The 15772-nt window shown below is 45.1% G+C and carries 15 protein-coding genes; 5 read left to right on the top strand and 10 right to left on the bottom strand.

The features are described 5' to 3' along the window. Positions 1-140: 140 nt before the first annotated feature. Positions 141-878 carry a calcium-binding protein gene (locus QUB68_RS09345; protein ID WP_332991565.1) on the bottom strand — a complete coding sequence of 246 codons (738 nt, stop codon included), beginning with the start codon at positions 876-878 and terminating at the stop codon, positions 141-143. Between the two features lie 108 nt (positions 879-986). Beyond that, positions 987-3539, bottom strand: a complete 2553-nt coding sequence (locus QUB68_RS09340; protein WP_332991563.1) for a pre-peptidase C-terminal domain-containing protein — start codon at positions 3537-3539, stop codon at positions 987-989. A gap of 254 nt (positions 3540-3793) precedes the next feature. Between QUB68_RS09340 and QUB68_RS09335 the strand changes: the two genes are divergently transcribed. After that, entirely contained in the window at positions 3794-4294 is a 501-nt protein-coding gene (locus QUB68_RS09335) for a helix-turn-helix transcriptional regulator (protein ID WP_332991561.1), read from the top strand. 209 nt (positions 4295-4503) lie between these two features. On the opposite strand, the gene QUB68_RS09330 is transcribed toward QUB68_RS09335, so the two are convergent. The 4 genes from QUB68_RS09330 to msrA all read right to left on the bottom strand — a co-directional run bounded on the left by QUB68_RS09330 (position 4504) and on the right by msrA (position 6894). Continuing rightward, the gene (locus QUB68_RS09330) at positions 4504-5085 is read right to left on the bottom strand and encodes a DUF948 domain-containing protein (RefSeq protein ID WP_332991559.1); all 582 of its coding nucleotides are present in this window, start codon (positions 5083-5085) and stop codon (positions 4504-4506) included. 180 nt (positions 5086-5265) lie between these two features. Continuing rightward, the gene (locus QUB68_RS09325; protein ID WP_332991557.1) at positions 5266-5607 is read right to left on the bottom strand and encodes a YtxH domain-containing protein; all 342 of its coding nucleotides are present in this window, start codon (positions 5605-5607) and stop codon (positions 5266-5268) included. Between the two features lie 35 nt (positions 5608-5642). Continuing rightward, positions 5643-5948 (bottom strand): hypothetical protein, encoded by a 306-nt coding sequence (locus tag QUB68_RS09320; protein WP_332991555.1) that lies wholly within the window; start codon positions 5946-5948, stop codon positions 5643-5645. A 250-nt stretch (positions 5949-6198) separates the two neighbouring features. Beyond that, positions 6199-6894, bottom strand: coding sequence for a peptide-methionine (S)-S-oxide reductase MsrA (msrA, locus tag QUB68_RS09315; RefSeq protein WP_332991553.1), 696 nt, complete (start codon positions 6892-6894; stop codon positions 6199-6201). A gap of 317 nt (positions 6895-7211) precedes the next feature. Here msrA and QUB68_RS09310 point away from each other — a divergent pair, with 317 nt between their 5' ends. Then, on the top strand, positions 7212-7346 hold the full coding sequence (locus tag QUB68_RS09310) for a hypothetical protein (RefSeq protein WP_332991551.1): 135 nt from the start codon (positions 7212-7214) through the stop codon (positions 7344-7346). Between the two features lie 114 nt (positions 7347-7460). Here the strand turns inward: QUB68_RS09310 and QUB68_RS09305 are convergent, their stop codons facing one another. Then, entirely contained in the window at positions 7461-8381 is a 921-nt protein-coding gene (locus QUB68_RS09305) for a DUF6999 family protein (RefSeq protein ID WP_332991549.1), read from the bottom strand. Further along, positions 8381-10249, bottom strand: a complete 1869-nt coding sequence (locus tag QUB68_RS09300) for a 3-oxoacyl-[acyl-carrier-protein] synthase III C-terminal domain-containing protein (protein WP_332991547.1) — start codon at positions 10247-10249, stop codon at positions 8381-8383. Before QUB68_RS09300 ends, QUB68_RS09305 begins: the two co-directional genes overlap by 1 nt. Before the next feature lie 248 nt (positions 10250-10497). Between QUB68_RS09300 and QUB68_RS09295 the strand changes: the two genes are divergently transcribed. Beyond that, the gene (locus tag QUB68_RS09295) at positions 10498-11514 is read left to right on the top strand and encodes a hypothetical protein (protein ID WP_332991545.1); all 1017 of its coding nucleotides are present in this window, start codon (positions 10498-10500) and stop codon (positions 11512-11514) included. Positions 11515-11685: 171 nt separating this feature from the next. Here QUB68_RS09295 and serS read toward each other — a convergent pair whose 3' ends face one another. Next, positions 11686-12966 carry a serine--tRNA ligase gene (gene serS, locus QUB68_RS09290; RefSeq protein ID WP_332991543.1) on the bottom strand — a complete coding sequence of 427 codons (1281 nt, stop codon included), beginning with the start codon at positions 12964-12966 and terminating at the stop codon, positions 11686-11688. Between the two features lie 436 nt (positions 12967-13402). Between serS and QUB68_RS09285 the strand changes: the two genes are divergently transcribed. Both QUB68_RS09285 and QUB68_RS09280 read left to right on the top strand, forming a co-directional pair. Next, the gene (locus QUB68_RS09285; RefSeq protein ID WP_332991541.1) at positions 13403-14758 is read left to right on the top strand and encodes a glycosyltransferase family 4 protein; all 1356 of its coding nucleotides are present in this window, start codon (positions 13403-13405) and stop codon (positions 14756-14758) included. Positions 14759-14864: 106 nt separating this feature from the next. Further along, positions 14865-15245 (top strand): hypothetical protein, encoded by a 381-nt coding sequence (locus tag QUB68_RS09280; RefSeq protein ID WP_332991540.1) that lies wholly within the window; start codon positions 14865-14867, stop codon positions 15243-15245. 130 nt (positions 15246-15375) lie between these two features. Here QUB68_RS09280 and QUB68_RS09275 read toward each other — a convergent pair whose 3' ends face one another. Continuing rightward, positions 15376-15624, bottom strand: a complete 249-nt coding sequence (locus QUB68_RS09275; protein WP_332991538.1) for a chlororespiratory reduction protein 7 — start codon at positions 15622-15624, stop codon at positions 15376-15378. Positions 15625-15772: the final 148 nt, after the last annotated feature.

Genomic DNA, 15772 nt, shown 5'->3' with positions numbered 1-15772 from the left:
GCGTGAGATTTAGGATGGGATAGGGGCGATCGCGCTTTGGGAAGAAAGGACGATCGCTCGCGTGAGATTTGGGATGGGATAGGGGCGCACTTTGGGAATGAAAGGGCGATCGCTTAGCATTATTCCTCTTACCGTCGCGATTAAAAGTTGATGGGCGGCAGAGGAATCATAGGTATGGATGGGACTGGAGGTATAGTAGGCTCTAAGGATGAGGGTACAGACTGCACCCCACTACCCGCAAAGTTAGCTCTTGTGATGCTGGAACCTTCAACATTATTCAATTGAGCGAATGATTCACCTGTACTTTTCACAGTAATCACTGCATTACCATCTGTACTTTGAATGGAGATAGCATCAAAATTTAAGCCTGTTGGTAGCTGGATTAAATCAATGCCATTCTCAAAGTCGGTGATGATATCTACACCCCCACCTGTTGACAGTGCAAATGTATCTCTTCCCAGTCCGCCAGTGAGTGTATCGTTGTCCCTATCACCTGATAGAAAATCATCTCCAGCATCGCCAAAAAGTTGATCTTTGCCTCTACCACCAAATAAACTATCGTTTCCGTCTCCGCCTCTGATGGTATCGGAATCTTGATCGCCTTTGACTAAATCGTTCCCAATGCCTCCATCTACAAAATCGCTATCTTTGCCACCGCTGAGAGTGTCGTTACCAGCACCGCCTGAAATGCTATCTAGACCCTCGTTTCCTAGAATCAGTTCATTATCAGCAGAACCTATGACTGTATCGTTACCACCGCGAACCCAAACACCGTCAGGAATATTTGTTAGTGCTCCAGGTGATAGGGTAATAGATTCTGAGGTGTTATCGCCAATCAAGCGAAATAGACCATTATCATTGGTAAATCTTAATGCCATTATTATTTGTTCTTAACAGTGAATTGGACTGAGTTTGAGTGAGGAAATATTGAAGACAATCGCGTATGAGAAAGGAGGAGGATTGCACTTATACAAAAACGGATAGTATCAGCTTGTCCATGCTCGTCCATCATCTTTGAGATCGTTGAACCCACCAGTTCTGTTCACATATTCTAGACTCTGTATGATGGTTCCGTCTGACTGAGCGACTATTCTGCCTTCATTCCTCCCATTCCGAAGCTGAGCGACATTAGCATTGTCATCATAGGAGTTGGGCCTGAGATCATTGGGTAAAGCTAAGTTTTGTTCCAACTTTAAATAGTTCTTTTCCAAAGCTTTTTGGAAAATCCTGACAGGAGCAATGTGATATGATCCGGAATATTCCGTCGGCTTTAACGGATTGAAAATAGCATCAGTAAGGTCAACAACAAGAGAATCCTGAGCTCTTGCAGCTCCCTCGTTAGAACCTGCTTGACCTCCTATAGTTAGTGCACCCTCTTTGCCAACAAGTGCTATACTTCTTTTAGCAAAATCCCATTCTTTCTTCACATTTTGAATGCCTGGTGTGTTTCCGTCGATGTCATAAGCATCTATAGGATTAGCCGGATCTAGTGCAACAAAGTTCTTGATCTGCCCTAATTTTTCATTGTTTCCATTATTATCTTCATTGAATAGGCGTCCAATTTCCGTACCGACATAAGAACCTAAACTATGACCGAAAATACTGAGTTTATCGGGATTAATTCCCAGATTTATGAGTGCATTCACAGCCCATTTAGCTACTGGTGTAATTGATTGAGCAGCCCTGAATGGCACTAGACCATCTCCTATGTTTTTACGATCCGTGGAGCTTATTGCGGGAAAGCGCCAATCTAAAGCAAGCACTTGATAATTGGGATATTTCTTAGCAGCGGCTTCTCCTAACGATTTGATTGGGCTTGGGTTTCCGTCGTCATCTGTATCAGTGCTATCCTTCCAGCCATGAATGACTACAATAGTATCTTTACCAGGTTCAATAGCTAGATCGTCTTTGCGTCCATTTTGGTCAAAGCGATATAAGTTTACCCCATTGGTATAGTTTTTATCCTCCTCCCTTCTTGTAATTATCCCCCTCTCTGTAACGAAATCAGTTATCTTTACCTGAATATTTCCAGTGAGTTCAGTAATCCGCAGTTTGTAATCAGTTTGTTCTGCCTGGTAGGGAACAACTTTGACATAATAAGTCCCCGGCTGCAACTCACGGCTGATAGCGTCAAGACTTGTAAATGACCTACGAGATTCCGCTATAAAAGTGTTATCACCTCTAAATAGCGCTATATCTGCATCCGCTGTTAAGTTGTCCAACGCAATGTTAATTCGTCTAGTTTCATTGAGTGAGAACTTGTAGTAGTCAGCAGAATCCTTGCCATAGTCGTAGTTACGACCGATATTTTCAGTCTCAACAATCCCACCATTTTTACCATTACTTAGGCTTTTTCCTTGAAGAACTAAAGGTTTGGCTTTGTCAGGCGTTCCATCCGGGTCTGGGATAGGATTCGATAATTTTGCAGAACTGATTGTATAACTGCCTGTGTCACCTGGATAATAGCTGGTAGCGCGTACTATATAATTGCTATTTGGTTGTACAGTAAAGCTCAAGCGAGAGTTTCTGTTGCCACCAGCATCATCATCACCAATAACTTGACCAGTTCTTTCATCTACCAGTTGCAGATAACTATCAAAGTCATCTGATTTCAAATCGAGTTGGAATTGTTGACCTGGACTGAGAGTATCGAAACGGTAGTCATCAGCGAACGTGCCGTAACGGGTGGGATTGTTACTATCGTTTCTAGTCAGTTCTCCACCTAGAAGAATGCTTGATCCTGCCTGTACTCCCAGTATTGTTCCCTGCGATCCACCAGAGAGCTGCTGCTCTTCTATCTCAATAATCTTTCCATCTATAGTGACAGTCGCACGATCGTCCTCACTCTTCAACGCCTGAAGCTCACCCTGACTCAACTCCTTACCCTGAACAACCGCCGCAAAAATCGCTCCCTCATCACCCGGTGAATCCGTAACATTCAACCGCGCATCAACAGAATGCCCGATCTCTTCCAACAGCACATCCGCCACCGCCGCAGGATTCGCGCCATTCTGAGCTAAAAATTCCTTGGATAAATAAATCGTATCCGTCGCCGCAGCAAAAGCCCCATTCGCCCCACCAATCTCAGCAGACGAGACAACTTTCACCGGGGGAATCGCACTAAAATCGCGATTAAACCATCCTTCAGCTAAGGCTTTCCCACCCGCAGCATCCCAGTTTTCCCCAAAAGCCACATTCATCTCAGTCACGAAATCAGGTTCAGCCGCAAACTTACTCAGATCCTCATATACCTCTGACATCGCCTGACCGGTCAGCAAATCGACAGAGCTATCCTGTAAACTGGTGTTGGAGTCGGTTGTCAGCGCCTTAGCCATCAGAGTGGGCACAGCATCAGGCAAAATGATATTGTCGTAGGTGTTTGGCGTTAAAGTCGGGATATTAACCTCTTGACCAACACCCCCCGTTAGGGTGCGGTTAGGATCTAATTTTGGGATAATTCCTGGAGTTGCTTCTAGGCTGGTATTCCAAGGTGCGATCGCACTTTCGTTATTAAATTCAGGCGTTAAAAAATTAGACACGTTATTTCCTCGTGTTGAATCGGGACAAGTACAGAGACTTACCGCGTGTTTGCTTGTATTAAATAAATGATTTCTCATCAAAAACGATCGCGCCGATTGCTGACTCTGAGTATTCCTACTCCGGGCTACACCGCTTTAATAAACTCAACTATGCCTGATGTATGCAACAATACACTAAGTACAGCTAACATACAACTAACAAACGCTAGCAACTTCGGTTATGCTAACGTTAGCCACATCTCACAACACCGACAATGGCCTCAAAAGAAGACTTATTTGCCGAAGCCGCCAAACACTGGGACTTAGAAAGACTGTACCAAGCTTTCGCAGAAGCTAAACGGCAAATCTCACCCCGATCGCGCAGAGGACTCACAGACACTGAAAAGCTTTATCTCCGAGGACTACTTTCCGGTTGCAGTCCCGCTGAAATAGCTAAAAAAATGTTTCAGACTCCCAAAAGTGCAGAGGTTTATCTGTGTAAGACTTTATACCAATATGTGAAAAAACTCGCAGATTTACCGAATGAATCAGTGGGAAATTGGAGAAATGTGTGCGATCGGCTACAGGAAGCAGGATTTAAAACTCTGTCTTCTTCTGAATTTAAAATGAATAATTCTTTACCAACAGAAGCATTGGTAAAAATAGTTAATATAGGCTTTAAAGAAAGTACAGTATCAATTGATATCAACATTCGACTAGAATTCCCCTCAACTTCAGAAACTCCGAAAAAAGAAGACTTAGATAAAAACGATTAGATGTGCGATCGCACAACCCAAGCAAATACCAATCAATTCTATATTCTCTTGCGTCCGCGGAGGCGGACATCGTTTGTGTAGCGGCGGTTTCAACCGCCGAGGCTTCTTTGATATACGCTTTTATATACGCGCAATTTCAACCGCCGAGGCTTCCTTTATATAGGCGCGGTTTCAACCGCCCAGGCTTCTTTGATATACTATCCAAAACATCAAGAATCGTTCGATCGCACTTGCTCAAAATCTTCCGAATCCCCCGGCAAACCAGAACCCTCGCCATTCCTCAACCGTGGCGATTCCCCATTACCCGCAGCCGCACCATAACCCCCAGAATACCTGTCATCCAAACCCGAATCCCTCATCGCAATCGCACTTCTTTGACTCGCCGACAATCTATCTGTCGATCGGCGATTTGTCCCAGAAATCGGCGGCTTCCGAGTTAAAGTTTTCCAAGCAGCCTTAATCCCCGTCACCACGCTGCGAGTTGTCACCTGCACATTTTGCGCCTGCTTCTTCGCACTACCAAGACTGCGATCGACTTGTTTGACAACCTCCCCCGCACTTTGCACCCCATCGCTGACATCATCCGTCAACTCGCTAATTTCCAGCCCCGTCAATCGAATCGCCTCCAAAGTAGGCGGAAACTCGCGCGAAAGTGTGTCAGCCAGCTTTTCCACGCTGCGCGCTGCCCTTGCTAGCGCTTGCACCGCAGGTATTAAAGTCACTAAAACAGCAGTTAGGCTAACTGCCACTAGCAAAATCGAAAGTCCTAGCCAGAATATGGGATCACTCACTTGAATCTCGGATTTGGGGTTTGGGATTTCATAGGCTGCTGTATATCTAATTTTACAGTTAATGCGTGATGAAATTCTTGTGGGATGGGCATCTTGCCCGTCCCGAAGGCTGAATATTCTTGTGGGATGGGCATCTTGCCCGTCCCGAAAAGCAATAAGCGATGGCTGACAGTGGATGAGTTAGCGGACAGGAGGGCGCAACGGGGGACTTACTTCGACTTCAGTTTCCGACAGCGTTTGACGTTCCCGCTGAGTCGCTTCTAAACCGGCTGCGATCGCCTCTTTGAGTCTAACCAAAGTTTCGTCCCAATTGCGGATTGCAGTTTCAGAAAGTCGATCGGCTTGCAATTGGACGCTAGTCGATAAATCCTCCGCCAACTCCGGCAAAGCATCGGCCGATTTTTTCAATATCTGCCGCGTCTCCTTGCCCGTTCGCGGTGCCATCAGCAACCCAGTCACGGCCCCGATCGCAGAACCCACCAACAAACCGCCAATGAACAATCCTGAACGTTTAGTTGACATTTTTATAACTTCTCTCCATACAGTTTTAGGATAGCTTACCTCAAAGGTCGATCGCGCCTGCGCCAAAGCATCCGCCCTAAACCCAGCAATCCCAAAAGTTGCTGAACCTGTTGCAGTTGCAATTCCAGTTGTTGATAATTCCGCCGTAATTGGTGAGCACCTTGCTGCCTTTTAGCAAAAAAGTTGGGCGATTTTCCGAGGACATTGCTGCTGCGGCGCTCGATTGCTGCGATCCGCATTTCAAAACGCGCGATCGTCCGCTTGATTTTCCACACTCTAGCAGCTATATAAAAACACACCACAGATATCATTAAATTAATAATTACAACAGCCGTCAGCATTTCTCACCTGTTTTCAACTAATAACATATTCCACGTTTTGTGGCGGAAGACCGGGCGGTTAAAACCGCGTCTACACAAACAAAACCCGCCTCCGCGGGTTGAAGAACGGGCGGTTAAAATTACGTTATTTTATTCAGTCCGCGGAGGCGGACATCGTTCGTATAGACGCGGTTTCAACCGTACGTCCGATCTTCAGTCCGCGGAGGCGGACATCGTTCGTGTAGACGCGGTTTCAACCGCCATTTGATCTTCAGTCCGCGGAGGCGGACATCGTTTGTGTAGACGCGGTTTCAACCGCCGTCTTAGTGTCCGGCAAACAAACCTTAGTACCGCCCAAACCGCAATAACCATTCGGGTTTTTAGCAAGATACTGCTGGTGATAGCTTTCTGCGTAATAAAACTCAGGAGCATCAATGATTTCAGTAGTAATCTTACCGTAACGGGCCGCCGTCAAAGCTGTCTGGTAAGCATCCCGCGAAGCTTCAGCTAGCTGCATCTGGCTGGCTGAATACGTGTAAATGCCCGATCGATACTGAGTACCCGAATCATTACCCTGCTTCATTCCTTGAGTCGGATTATGGCTTTCCCAAAAAACCTTTAGCAGCGTTTCGTAACTAATTACTTTCGGATCGAACACAACCAAAACTACTTCATTGTGTCCCGTCATCCCACTGCAAACTTCGTTGTAAGTAGGATTCGGAGTAATCCCAGCCGCGTAGCCCACAGCCGTCGAAAAAACACCTTTTTCCTGCCAAAATTTGCGTTCCGCACCCCAAAAACAGCCCAGGCCAAACACGGCAGTCTCCATGCCGTTTGGAAACGGAGCTTTGAGCGGATTGCCGTTAACAAAGTGAGTTGCCGGTACCGACATCGACTCTGCCCGTCCTGGCAATGCCTCTTGGGAAGAGGGCAGGCTCGACTTTTTGCCAAATCCAAATAGCGCCATAAGTTTGTAAGGGGATCTTTGATAAACGTCTTTACCTTACTTAATAATATCAGATATTCACTGAAAATAGTGGGCCTCTTGAAGGTAGACGGTAAAGGGCACAAGGCAGAATTGTTTTTCGGAGGCTTTTTGGTGATACTGCTCACTGCAAATGCAGTTTTCAATCACATTAGGCAGTGCTATCTGTCACCAAAAAATGCCTAAAATATCACCTATTGTTGAGGTAGAAATCACGGGGATCGCAGGCAAAACAGCCGATTATTAAAGGTGTGGTGTTGTAGCAGTTATTCAAGACAAGTTATAGGGAGTGTGTAGATATGGCGGTTAAAGCTTGCAGTGAACCTTTAAAATCTAATCCGTTTATTACTTACCGCGATCCGATTACAGGTAAGTGGATGGTGGTAAATCAGAATTTGCCGAAAGCAGCGGAACAACCACAGCTAGCAGCTTGAGCTTTACTATTAATTTTACAGGAAAAATCAACAATGTTCTGTAACTTGTAGGGTGCGTCAGCTCTGAGCTTCGGGATTATTAACCAAATAACGCTCTACTGACGCACGCTACTTTTAAACATTGCTCATCTCTTTTTGTAGTTCCAAATATCGATAGAGATATTCCGAAATTATCCCGTGCAAAAACAAGTCGCGCGCTGCATTAAACGGACTGTTTGGCGCTAGCGGATGGCGGTTGACAATTACATGATTCCAGTCGCAATTTCCGGTAATCTCGCTGACGTATACTCCGAAGTTTTCATCTAACTGAAGCGACATCACTGCTCGCGCAAATTCGTCGCTAGTCAAACACAGAGAATAAAATACTTTAAACAATTCGATCGCAGATTCTAAATCCAGAATTTTCAGCCACCTGCGTCTTTCAAAATCTATTGCAACTTCCACAGGTTGAATGCTATCATAATTAATACCCCGTTTTTTAACAGCCTGCAACCAGTTGGGATTTGTCAGCATTGCCTGGTTGTAATCCCAGACAAAGTTATAGAGAATTAAGTCGTGTTCCAGAAACGCATTTTCAGCTAAATCGCTAACTGTGCGCGGATAAAGTTTTGACTTTTCAATCTGGGTGTCGGGGCCGTTATCAATCAAGAAGTTGATAATGTTGGAGCCCGCGCAGATATGTCGCACAATTAAATAACAAGCTTCTGGCGAGACAAAGTTATTTAGAAAAAATGCAGCAGATTTGTGCATTAAAGTGTAAGCGCAAAATTGAAAGGGCAACAGGCGCTTTGTGGTCATAATTACCGCCAACAACAAGTTAGCAATTACTTTGATCGGGATGAGCAAATAATTGCGAGTCCAGCTTTGCAAATCCCGGATCATGTATGCTTTTGCGACTAAATCTACGGGAATTGATCGATCGCAAAACAGCACATCCCAAACATTCGGATCGCGGCGGTTGTAGGGTTTCGTAACATAAGGGATTTTCCGCTGAGCTGGGATATTTTCGATATCTTGTTTTTGCAACTCTTGCATTAGCGGATTTCCTCCAATTGCAGCAAATATAAACGAGCAGTAACGCGAGCAGTTTTGACAATGCGGCGGGCGATATCATCCGTCATCCATTCGGCATTAATCAAATTTTCTAATTTGGCTAAATGGGACTCATCATTCGCTCCGTGGTACGCTAAAAATGATACTTGTTCGTCTTGCAAACCGAGAGTTTCCTTAATTTCTTTTGCCCACTTTCCCGCCAACCGATTTCCCAATCCTTCGATAATAAACATACTACCAATTAAATCGACCGGATTTTCTCGCGATGCTTGCTGGAAGATAAAAGCTGACAGTGCTTCGCTACCAATATTCTTATCATATTCTACGATTTTTGACAACTCACCGCCGACAGAAACATAATTTCTTTCTAGCATTTGATAGTCGCGGTGTTCGTCTTGGGCGTGGCCGATAAAAGTCGATCGCAGGCGAAAGTCAGTCATGTTAGAAGCAGCGCGCGCAATCCAGCGAGCTCCCTCGACAACTTGCGGGCGGAGATTGCACAGCAAAGCTTGATAGTCTTCTATTGTAAACTCTCCCCGGTACAATTTGCGGACAATGGGAACAGAACGAATTTCGCGATCGAACTTCAGCCAAATCCAGGCTAACTCCCGCAACAAATAAGCTTGCGGAGAGTTGGGATGTTCCGGTTTAACGTGGGCCAGAGGAGACGATTCGGGAATTTCAACGGAGTTATAACTTTGAGAAATCATTGATTTCTTGGTATTTTCCACAGCCGTTAACATGATGTACGCCGTTGTAAATCGCCCGCTTTCCGGAACAAAACAAAAGATTTTTTGTCCGGGCTGCAATTTGCCTGAATTGAACAACTCCTCTAACATTAAATAAATCGAGGCACAGCCTGTATTTCCCCGACTGTACAAGTTGGTAAACCATTTTTCTTCAGGAATCATGCAGCCTGCTTGTTCCAGAAGTTCGACAATTTGTCCCCGGAAAAAGTGAGACGAATAGTGGCACAGCAGCCAGTCGATTTCCTGCGGACAAACTCTCCCTGTTTTAATCAAGTGCAGCCAACCTTCTACGCCTAATTTCATTACATTGTCTAGCAAGCGAATGTTTTGCCGCAAGTCAAAAGCTCCGGCTGCGGCTGCATCGAGGTAGGAAGAATAGTCTAACCAGCTTTTAGTGCTGTTTTCATTTTCCAATCCTGAATACATACAAACTGGATAAGCATTGGCGTGGGAAATCAATTCAATCCATTCTATTTTTAAACTAATTCCTGTCGCGTTGGGATGGTTTTGGAGCAAAAATGCTCCCGCACCGTCAGAGAGCATCCAGCGCAGAAATTCTGTATCGAAAGGCAGGGGTTTTCCCGCTTGTACTGAAGTTTCTGCTTCAAATTTGGTGTTTTTGAACAGGCGCGAGGGAAATTCGGAAGCTACGGCGATTGCTGTTTGTTTTTTGCAGAGTTCGAGTTGAGATGCGGCGTAATTTAAGGCGGTAACTCCGGCACAGCAAACTCCTTGAGTTGAAACTATTTCTAGGGGAGATAATTCGGAAAGTTCGCCGTGTACTGTGCTGGCAAATCCCGGTACTAATAAGTCTGGTAAAGTGGTGGCGCAGGCCAGTAAGTCGATCGCCCCTGGTTCCAGATTTGCCTGGGCGATCGCGTCGCGGACAGCCAACGCTGCCATTTGGCTGTTAGAATACAGTGTTTGCTGCTGTTTGTCGATCGCGTAATATCGCTGTTGAATGCCGTTGCTGTTGAGAATTCGCTGTCTGACTCTTGAAGGGCGATCGGCAATTTTGCCCAAATACTCCTCCATCTCATCATTATTAATCGCTTCCCCCGGCAAAAACTTCCCAATCCGATTGATATAAGCGCTGTGCATACCGTCAACCTCTAAAAATGCTAATTTAGTCGAGTTCGTTGCTTTATTAAATCCAGCCAGAAAACATCTAAAATTGATTGTGCTTTGTGAAGCAGTGAACTTGCAAGGAGCAACCAGCTATATTGTAGAGTCGGGGGAAATCAGGCAAGTTGAGCAACAGCGACAACAAGTAACCTGAAGCAGGGTGAAGTTTTTTGGAAAATTGAGCCAATATGTAACTAGAGTTCCTTCGCTGCTTCCCGACTGAAATGGATATTGAAAAACTAGATGCTTGGTATTCTCAATCTCAACGCCGCGCGGCTGTTTCGCTGTTGATGAAACGAGTAGGCGTAACTCGCACTAGGGCTGAATGCTTTGTCAGGCTTTGGATTTACTTATCAGTGAAACAGCTTCAGGAAAGCCAGCCCCGCCTCAAACCGCCGCTGGCTAAACTGGAATTGCTACCAACAGAAGTCCAGTGTACTCACCGAGAAGCAGCAGAACTATTTTACTCCGATTCCGATCGCGGGAGCGATCGCGCCGCCGGAATGATGTTAGATAAATTAGCAGCACTCGGATTAATCGCAAAACACTTTGACGGTAACGCCACAGCAATTGAAATTCAACCAGTTTCCGAAATTTTAGATGTTGCACCGCCCGAAAATCCGGTAAAACTCAAATTAGATGATTTTAACCCTCGATGCGACGCAATTCCCGTAGCAAATTTACTAGCAAGCTATTATAACTGGATGAACCGCAGCACGAACGCAGTTCCGCAAAAGATTGCTAAAGTTATTCGACTTTCGGCTGCTCAATATTCAAAAGGAATACGAGTTTTGCGTCGCTGCGACAATCTCAATCCAGTCGGATTTTATTTACTTTATCCCGCCGCTAGCGAATCAGACGTTAATTTTTTTAGTGCTCCCAGCAAAAGCCTACATTTGAGTTCTGTTTCTGAGATCGATCCTTTCAACATGGCACTACCAGGAGATGTGAATTGCCAGTCAATATTTGTTCGCTGTTGGGTTATCGATCCTAAATACTTAGAAGAATACCGGATTACTTTGATTGAAGATGCACAAAAAATTCTAGTTGAAATGCAAACAGATTTTCCCAATATTTGCGACTTGTACACGCTAATTCTTCATCCCAGTTATGAAAAAATGTCTCATGCTGTGGGTTTCCAAAAGACTAATAGTGATGCTCAGTTATCTGTTTATTGGATGTATCTGGCATTGGATAGATTTTTGGCGCTGGATGTTAAGGAAGCGCTAAAAAATTTGTGAGTGAGTAAGAAAGAAACCCCGTTTGAGTCGGCGGTTGAAACCGCGTCTACACAAACAATGTCCGCCTCCGCGGACTGAAGAAGATCAAGTAATTTCAACCGCCGAATCTTCAACCCGCGGAGGCGGGTTTTGCCTGTATAGACGCGGTTTCAACCGCCGTGTCTTCCCAGTTTACAAAATTTCACGCCCGAGATAAGGTTGCAGCACTTCCGGCACTTTTACCGTCCCGTCTGGCTGCTGATAGTTCTCCAAAATAGCAGCCATTGTGCGGCCCACAGCTAAACCGGAACCATTCAGCGCGTGCACGAATTGAGTGCCTTTTTTCCCCGCTTCTTTGAAGCGAATATTCGCCCGCCGCGCTTGAAAATCTGCGACATTGGAACAACTCGAAATCTCGCGGTATTTGCCCGCAGAAGGCAGCCAAACCTCCAAATCATAAGTTTTTGCCGCCGCGAAACCTAAGTCGCCGGTACAAAGCTCGATCGCCCGATAAGGCAATTTCAGCGCCTGCAAAACTCCCTCAGCATCCTGCACAAGCTTCTCGTGCTCTGCCTCAGAGGTACTCGGATGCACGAGTTTCACCAATTCCACCTTATTAAATTGGTGCAGTCGAATCAATCCCCTCGTATCTTTGCCGTAACTGCCAGCTTCTCGGCGAAAACAAGGAGTAAAAGAACAGTGATAAATTGGCAACTGTTCTGCTGTCAATATTTCACCTCTGTACAAATTAACCACCGGAACTTCGGAAGTAGGAATTAACCACAAATCGTCTTGATCGCACTTAAAACTTTCTTCAGCAAATTTGGGAAGTTGCCCGGTAGCTGTGAGGGATTCAGTGTTAACTAAAAGTGGGGGAATTACTTCTATATAACCAGCTTTTGTGTGGCGGTCGAGCATAAATTGAATAATCGCTCTTTCCAGGGCTGCACCGGCTCCAATTAAGGTGACAAATCGGGGTGAGGCGATTTTTACTGCCCGTTCAAAGTTGATAATTCCTAATTTTTCGCCGATTTCCCAGTGCGGCAAAATATCGGGAGTTTGGGGAATGAATTCGTCTCCCCAGCGCCGGATTTCGACGTTTTCATCTTCATTTTTGCCCAGGGGCGTTGATGAGCCCGGCAAGTTCGGTAAGGGCAACAAAAGAGCTTCTATTTGAGCTTTTAGGTCTTTTTCCTCTGCTTGCAATTCGTTTGACTGCGTGCCGACTGCGTTGCCTTCTGCTTGCAAAGTCTGAATTTCGGGAGATTCGAGGGGTAAACCCGATTTTCTTTTTTGACCGATGAGTTTGGCTATTTCGTTGCTGCGGGCTTGCAGTTGCGATCGCTTGCCTTCGAGATCCCGCTGCTGTTTGTCTAATTGCAAAATCGGCTCGATTTCATAGTTGCCTCCGCGAGTGTTGAGGCTTTCTTGCACGGCTTGCGGGTTTTCTCGGATTAATTTGAGGTCTAGCACTGATTTATTCTAAATTTTAAATTTTATAGGACTGGCGATCGCAAACCCGGTTTCGTGGAAAATCTTGGCTTTCGCAAGCCTAAATCTACGCATCAAGCGGGTTTATGAGGATTCTTGCGTTTGTCTTATCTTAGGTTAACAGGGACTATATCCTCGGACATACAAGCTTTGACAATCATTGAGCGCCTCTATGATAACTTATTCTCATCAAAAAACTGCGTTGGTGTCACCCATGATGGGTGACACCCCACAAAATGATGCTATACTAAGCACATTAGTAGATGCACCCTGATAATTTTCTCCCCGAACCAGCGATGGTGAGGGGCTTTTTGTTTTTGGGGCCCACATGAAAGCCGAGAATGGGTTGTTGACACGGGCCATGCGCTTGCACCGGTGCGTCGCTGTAAGATTGTCGATATTTAGCTAGAGATTTTTCATGGCGACGCACCCTACGACTTCTGGTATTCAACCCGCGTCGGCGGGTTTTGTTTGTATAGACGCGGTTTCAACCGCCCAGTCTTCTTACCTATTCTGTTTCCTAGAGATATTTTCCAGCGAAGGCGGCATTCAATCCTACATTCAAGACATCCTGAAAGCTTACCTGTCAATAACCGCAGCACAAAAATTTCCCCCGCCAGCAGAAGTTTTGCTGTTGCGAGATGCGCCAGATTGTCAAAATCCCTTCGAGTCAAAAAATCAGGACTTACGCACCAATATTCAAGAAACCGGGTTTTTTAACCGAGTTCTAGGGTTAGAAGCCAATATTTCCCCAAAAAAACCCGGTTTCTGCACCACTCCAGATTGCCAGAATCCCTTCGAGTCAAAAAATCTCAAATTTTATTACCTAAAAACTCATCCCGCTTGGCTTGGCCGTCTTAAGTTTGCCGCCAAATTGCTAACCTGCTTGCTGCAAAAACGACCGGAACGGGTTTTCTGCGGTCACATCAAACTCGCACCGCTAATTAGAATGTTATGTCAGCCGCTGGGAATTCCCTACACTATTTTAACTTACGGCAAAGAAGTTTGGGAACCGCTGACGCCAAAATATCAAATAGCAATGACACAAGCCGATCGCATTTGGACGATTAGCAGGTACACACGCGCGCGCACTTGCGAACTGAACAATTTAAATCCCGACAAATTCCAAATAGTGCCTTGTACTGTAGATGAAAATATATTTACTATCGGCTCCAAAAAAGCGCATTTATTAGAAAAGTACGATTTGGTAGGTGCTAAAATATTGATGACCGTAGCTAGATTGCGATCGCACGATAGTTACAAAGGCGTCGATGTCACAATTCAAGCTTTGCCGCAGATAGCAAAAACCTTTGCCAATGTGAAATACTTAGTAATTGGTAGAGGAGACGATCGCCCTAGATTAGCAAAACTCGCCCAAGATTTGGGAGTTAGCGAAAGAGTGATATTTGCGGGTTTTGTACCGACAGCAGATTTAGCAGAACATTACCAGTTGGCGGATGCTTATGTAATGCCCTCCCAGGAAGGCTTCGGTATCGTTTATTTGGAAGCTCTAGCTTGCGGAATACCCGTGCTCGCGGGGGACGCGGACGGGTCGGCAGATCCGCTGCAAGATGGTAAACTGGGATGGCGAGTTCCTCACCGAGATTCGGCAGCAGTAGCGGTTGCTTGTGTGGAAATGCTGCGAGGAGAAGATAAAAAGTGCGATCGCGCTTGGTTGAGAGAACAAACTCTGACAAGATTTAGTTTTGCATCGCTTTGTCAATCCTTAGAAGGAATTTTTGAATCCTCAGACTCAGATCGACTTATGCCGTAGAGAGCGGTTGATGCGTGTACAATGGGAATATTAACTCGATCGACCGCCTGAATTTCTGAGTAGGATAGAGTTATGCCTACCTGCAAAGACACCCAAGGAGACCACCGTGAACCAAGGCACGCCCAAAATTTCTTTAAAGCTACCCCGTATTAGCAATTGGCTGATACTGTTGGGTATTGCGTGTTTGTTAGTGTCAATTGGTTTGGGTTGGGTAGTTAAATCATTTTTGATTGTAGTAGGTTTTTTGGTACTGACACCTGTGGTCGCATTTTTCGCGCTTCAGTGGTGGCTGAAACGCAATTTAATTGAAGACAAATGTCCAGTTTGTCAATACGAATTTACAGCTTTAAATCAAACTCAGTTTCAGTGTGCCAACTGCGGCGAACCTCTGAAAATAGAGCAAGGTCATTTTAGCCGCATGACGCCGCCCGGTACGATCGATGTTACCGCCGTTGAAGTATCATCAGTTCAACAGTTAGAAGAATAGTTAGTTGTTATTGGTTATTGGTTATTGGTTATTGGCTGTCGTAAAAAGAAATAGCCAAAGACTAATAACAAGTAACAACCATCAACTGCCAACCACCAACTGCCAACTGCCCACTGACAACTGCCAAAAATTACTTTTCCAAGCGCACTGCGTACCACTGCAAAAATTTTCCAGGCCCGACATCTAATTCACAATAAGTATCAATTAAATACTTAGCTTGAGCTTCCACAGAAGGAAATTTCAGCACATCGGCTGGCAAATCTTCGTGTTCCTGAGCTAAGACCGCTTTCAGCTTTTGTAATAGTTCCGCCGCAGTCAAAAACTGCTCCGGCTGGTTTGTTTCTAACACCACAAAGGTGTCTTCGTCATACAGTGACATAGTTTTAAAGGTTGAGGTTAATTATTTCTAAAGTTTCCGGCAGTTAAGCTAGCGAAAGTATAAACTCTTAATTACAATTTTCAGACCCCAGCTCGATCGTGTTACAATTAAACAACATCAGAATTCCTACCGGATTACCGTTATTAAC

Source organism: Microcoleus sp. A006_D1 (assembly GCF_036702805.1).
GTDB lineage: Bacteria > Cyanobacteriota > Cyanobacteriia > Cyanobacteriales > Microcoleaceae > Microcoleus.
Note: the sequence above shows the minus strand (reverse complement) of the source record. Positions and strands in the feature narration are given on the sequence as shown.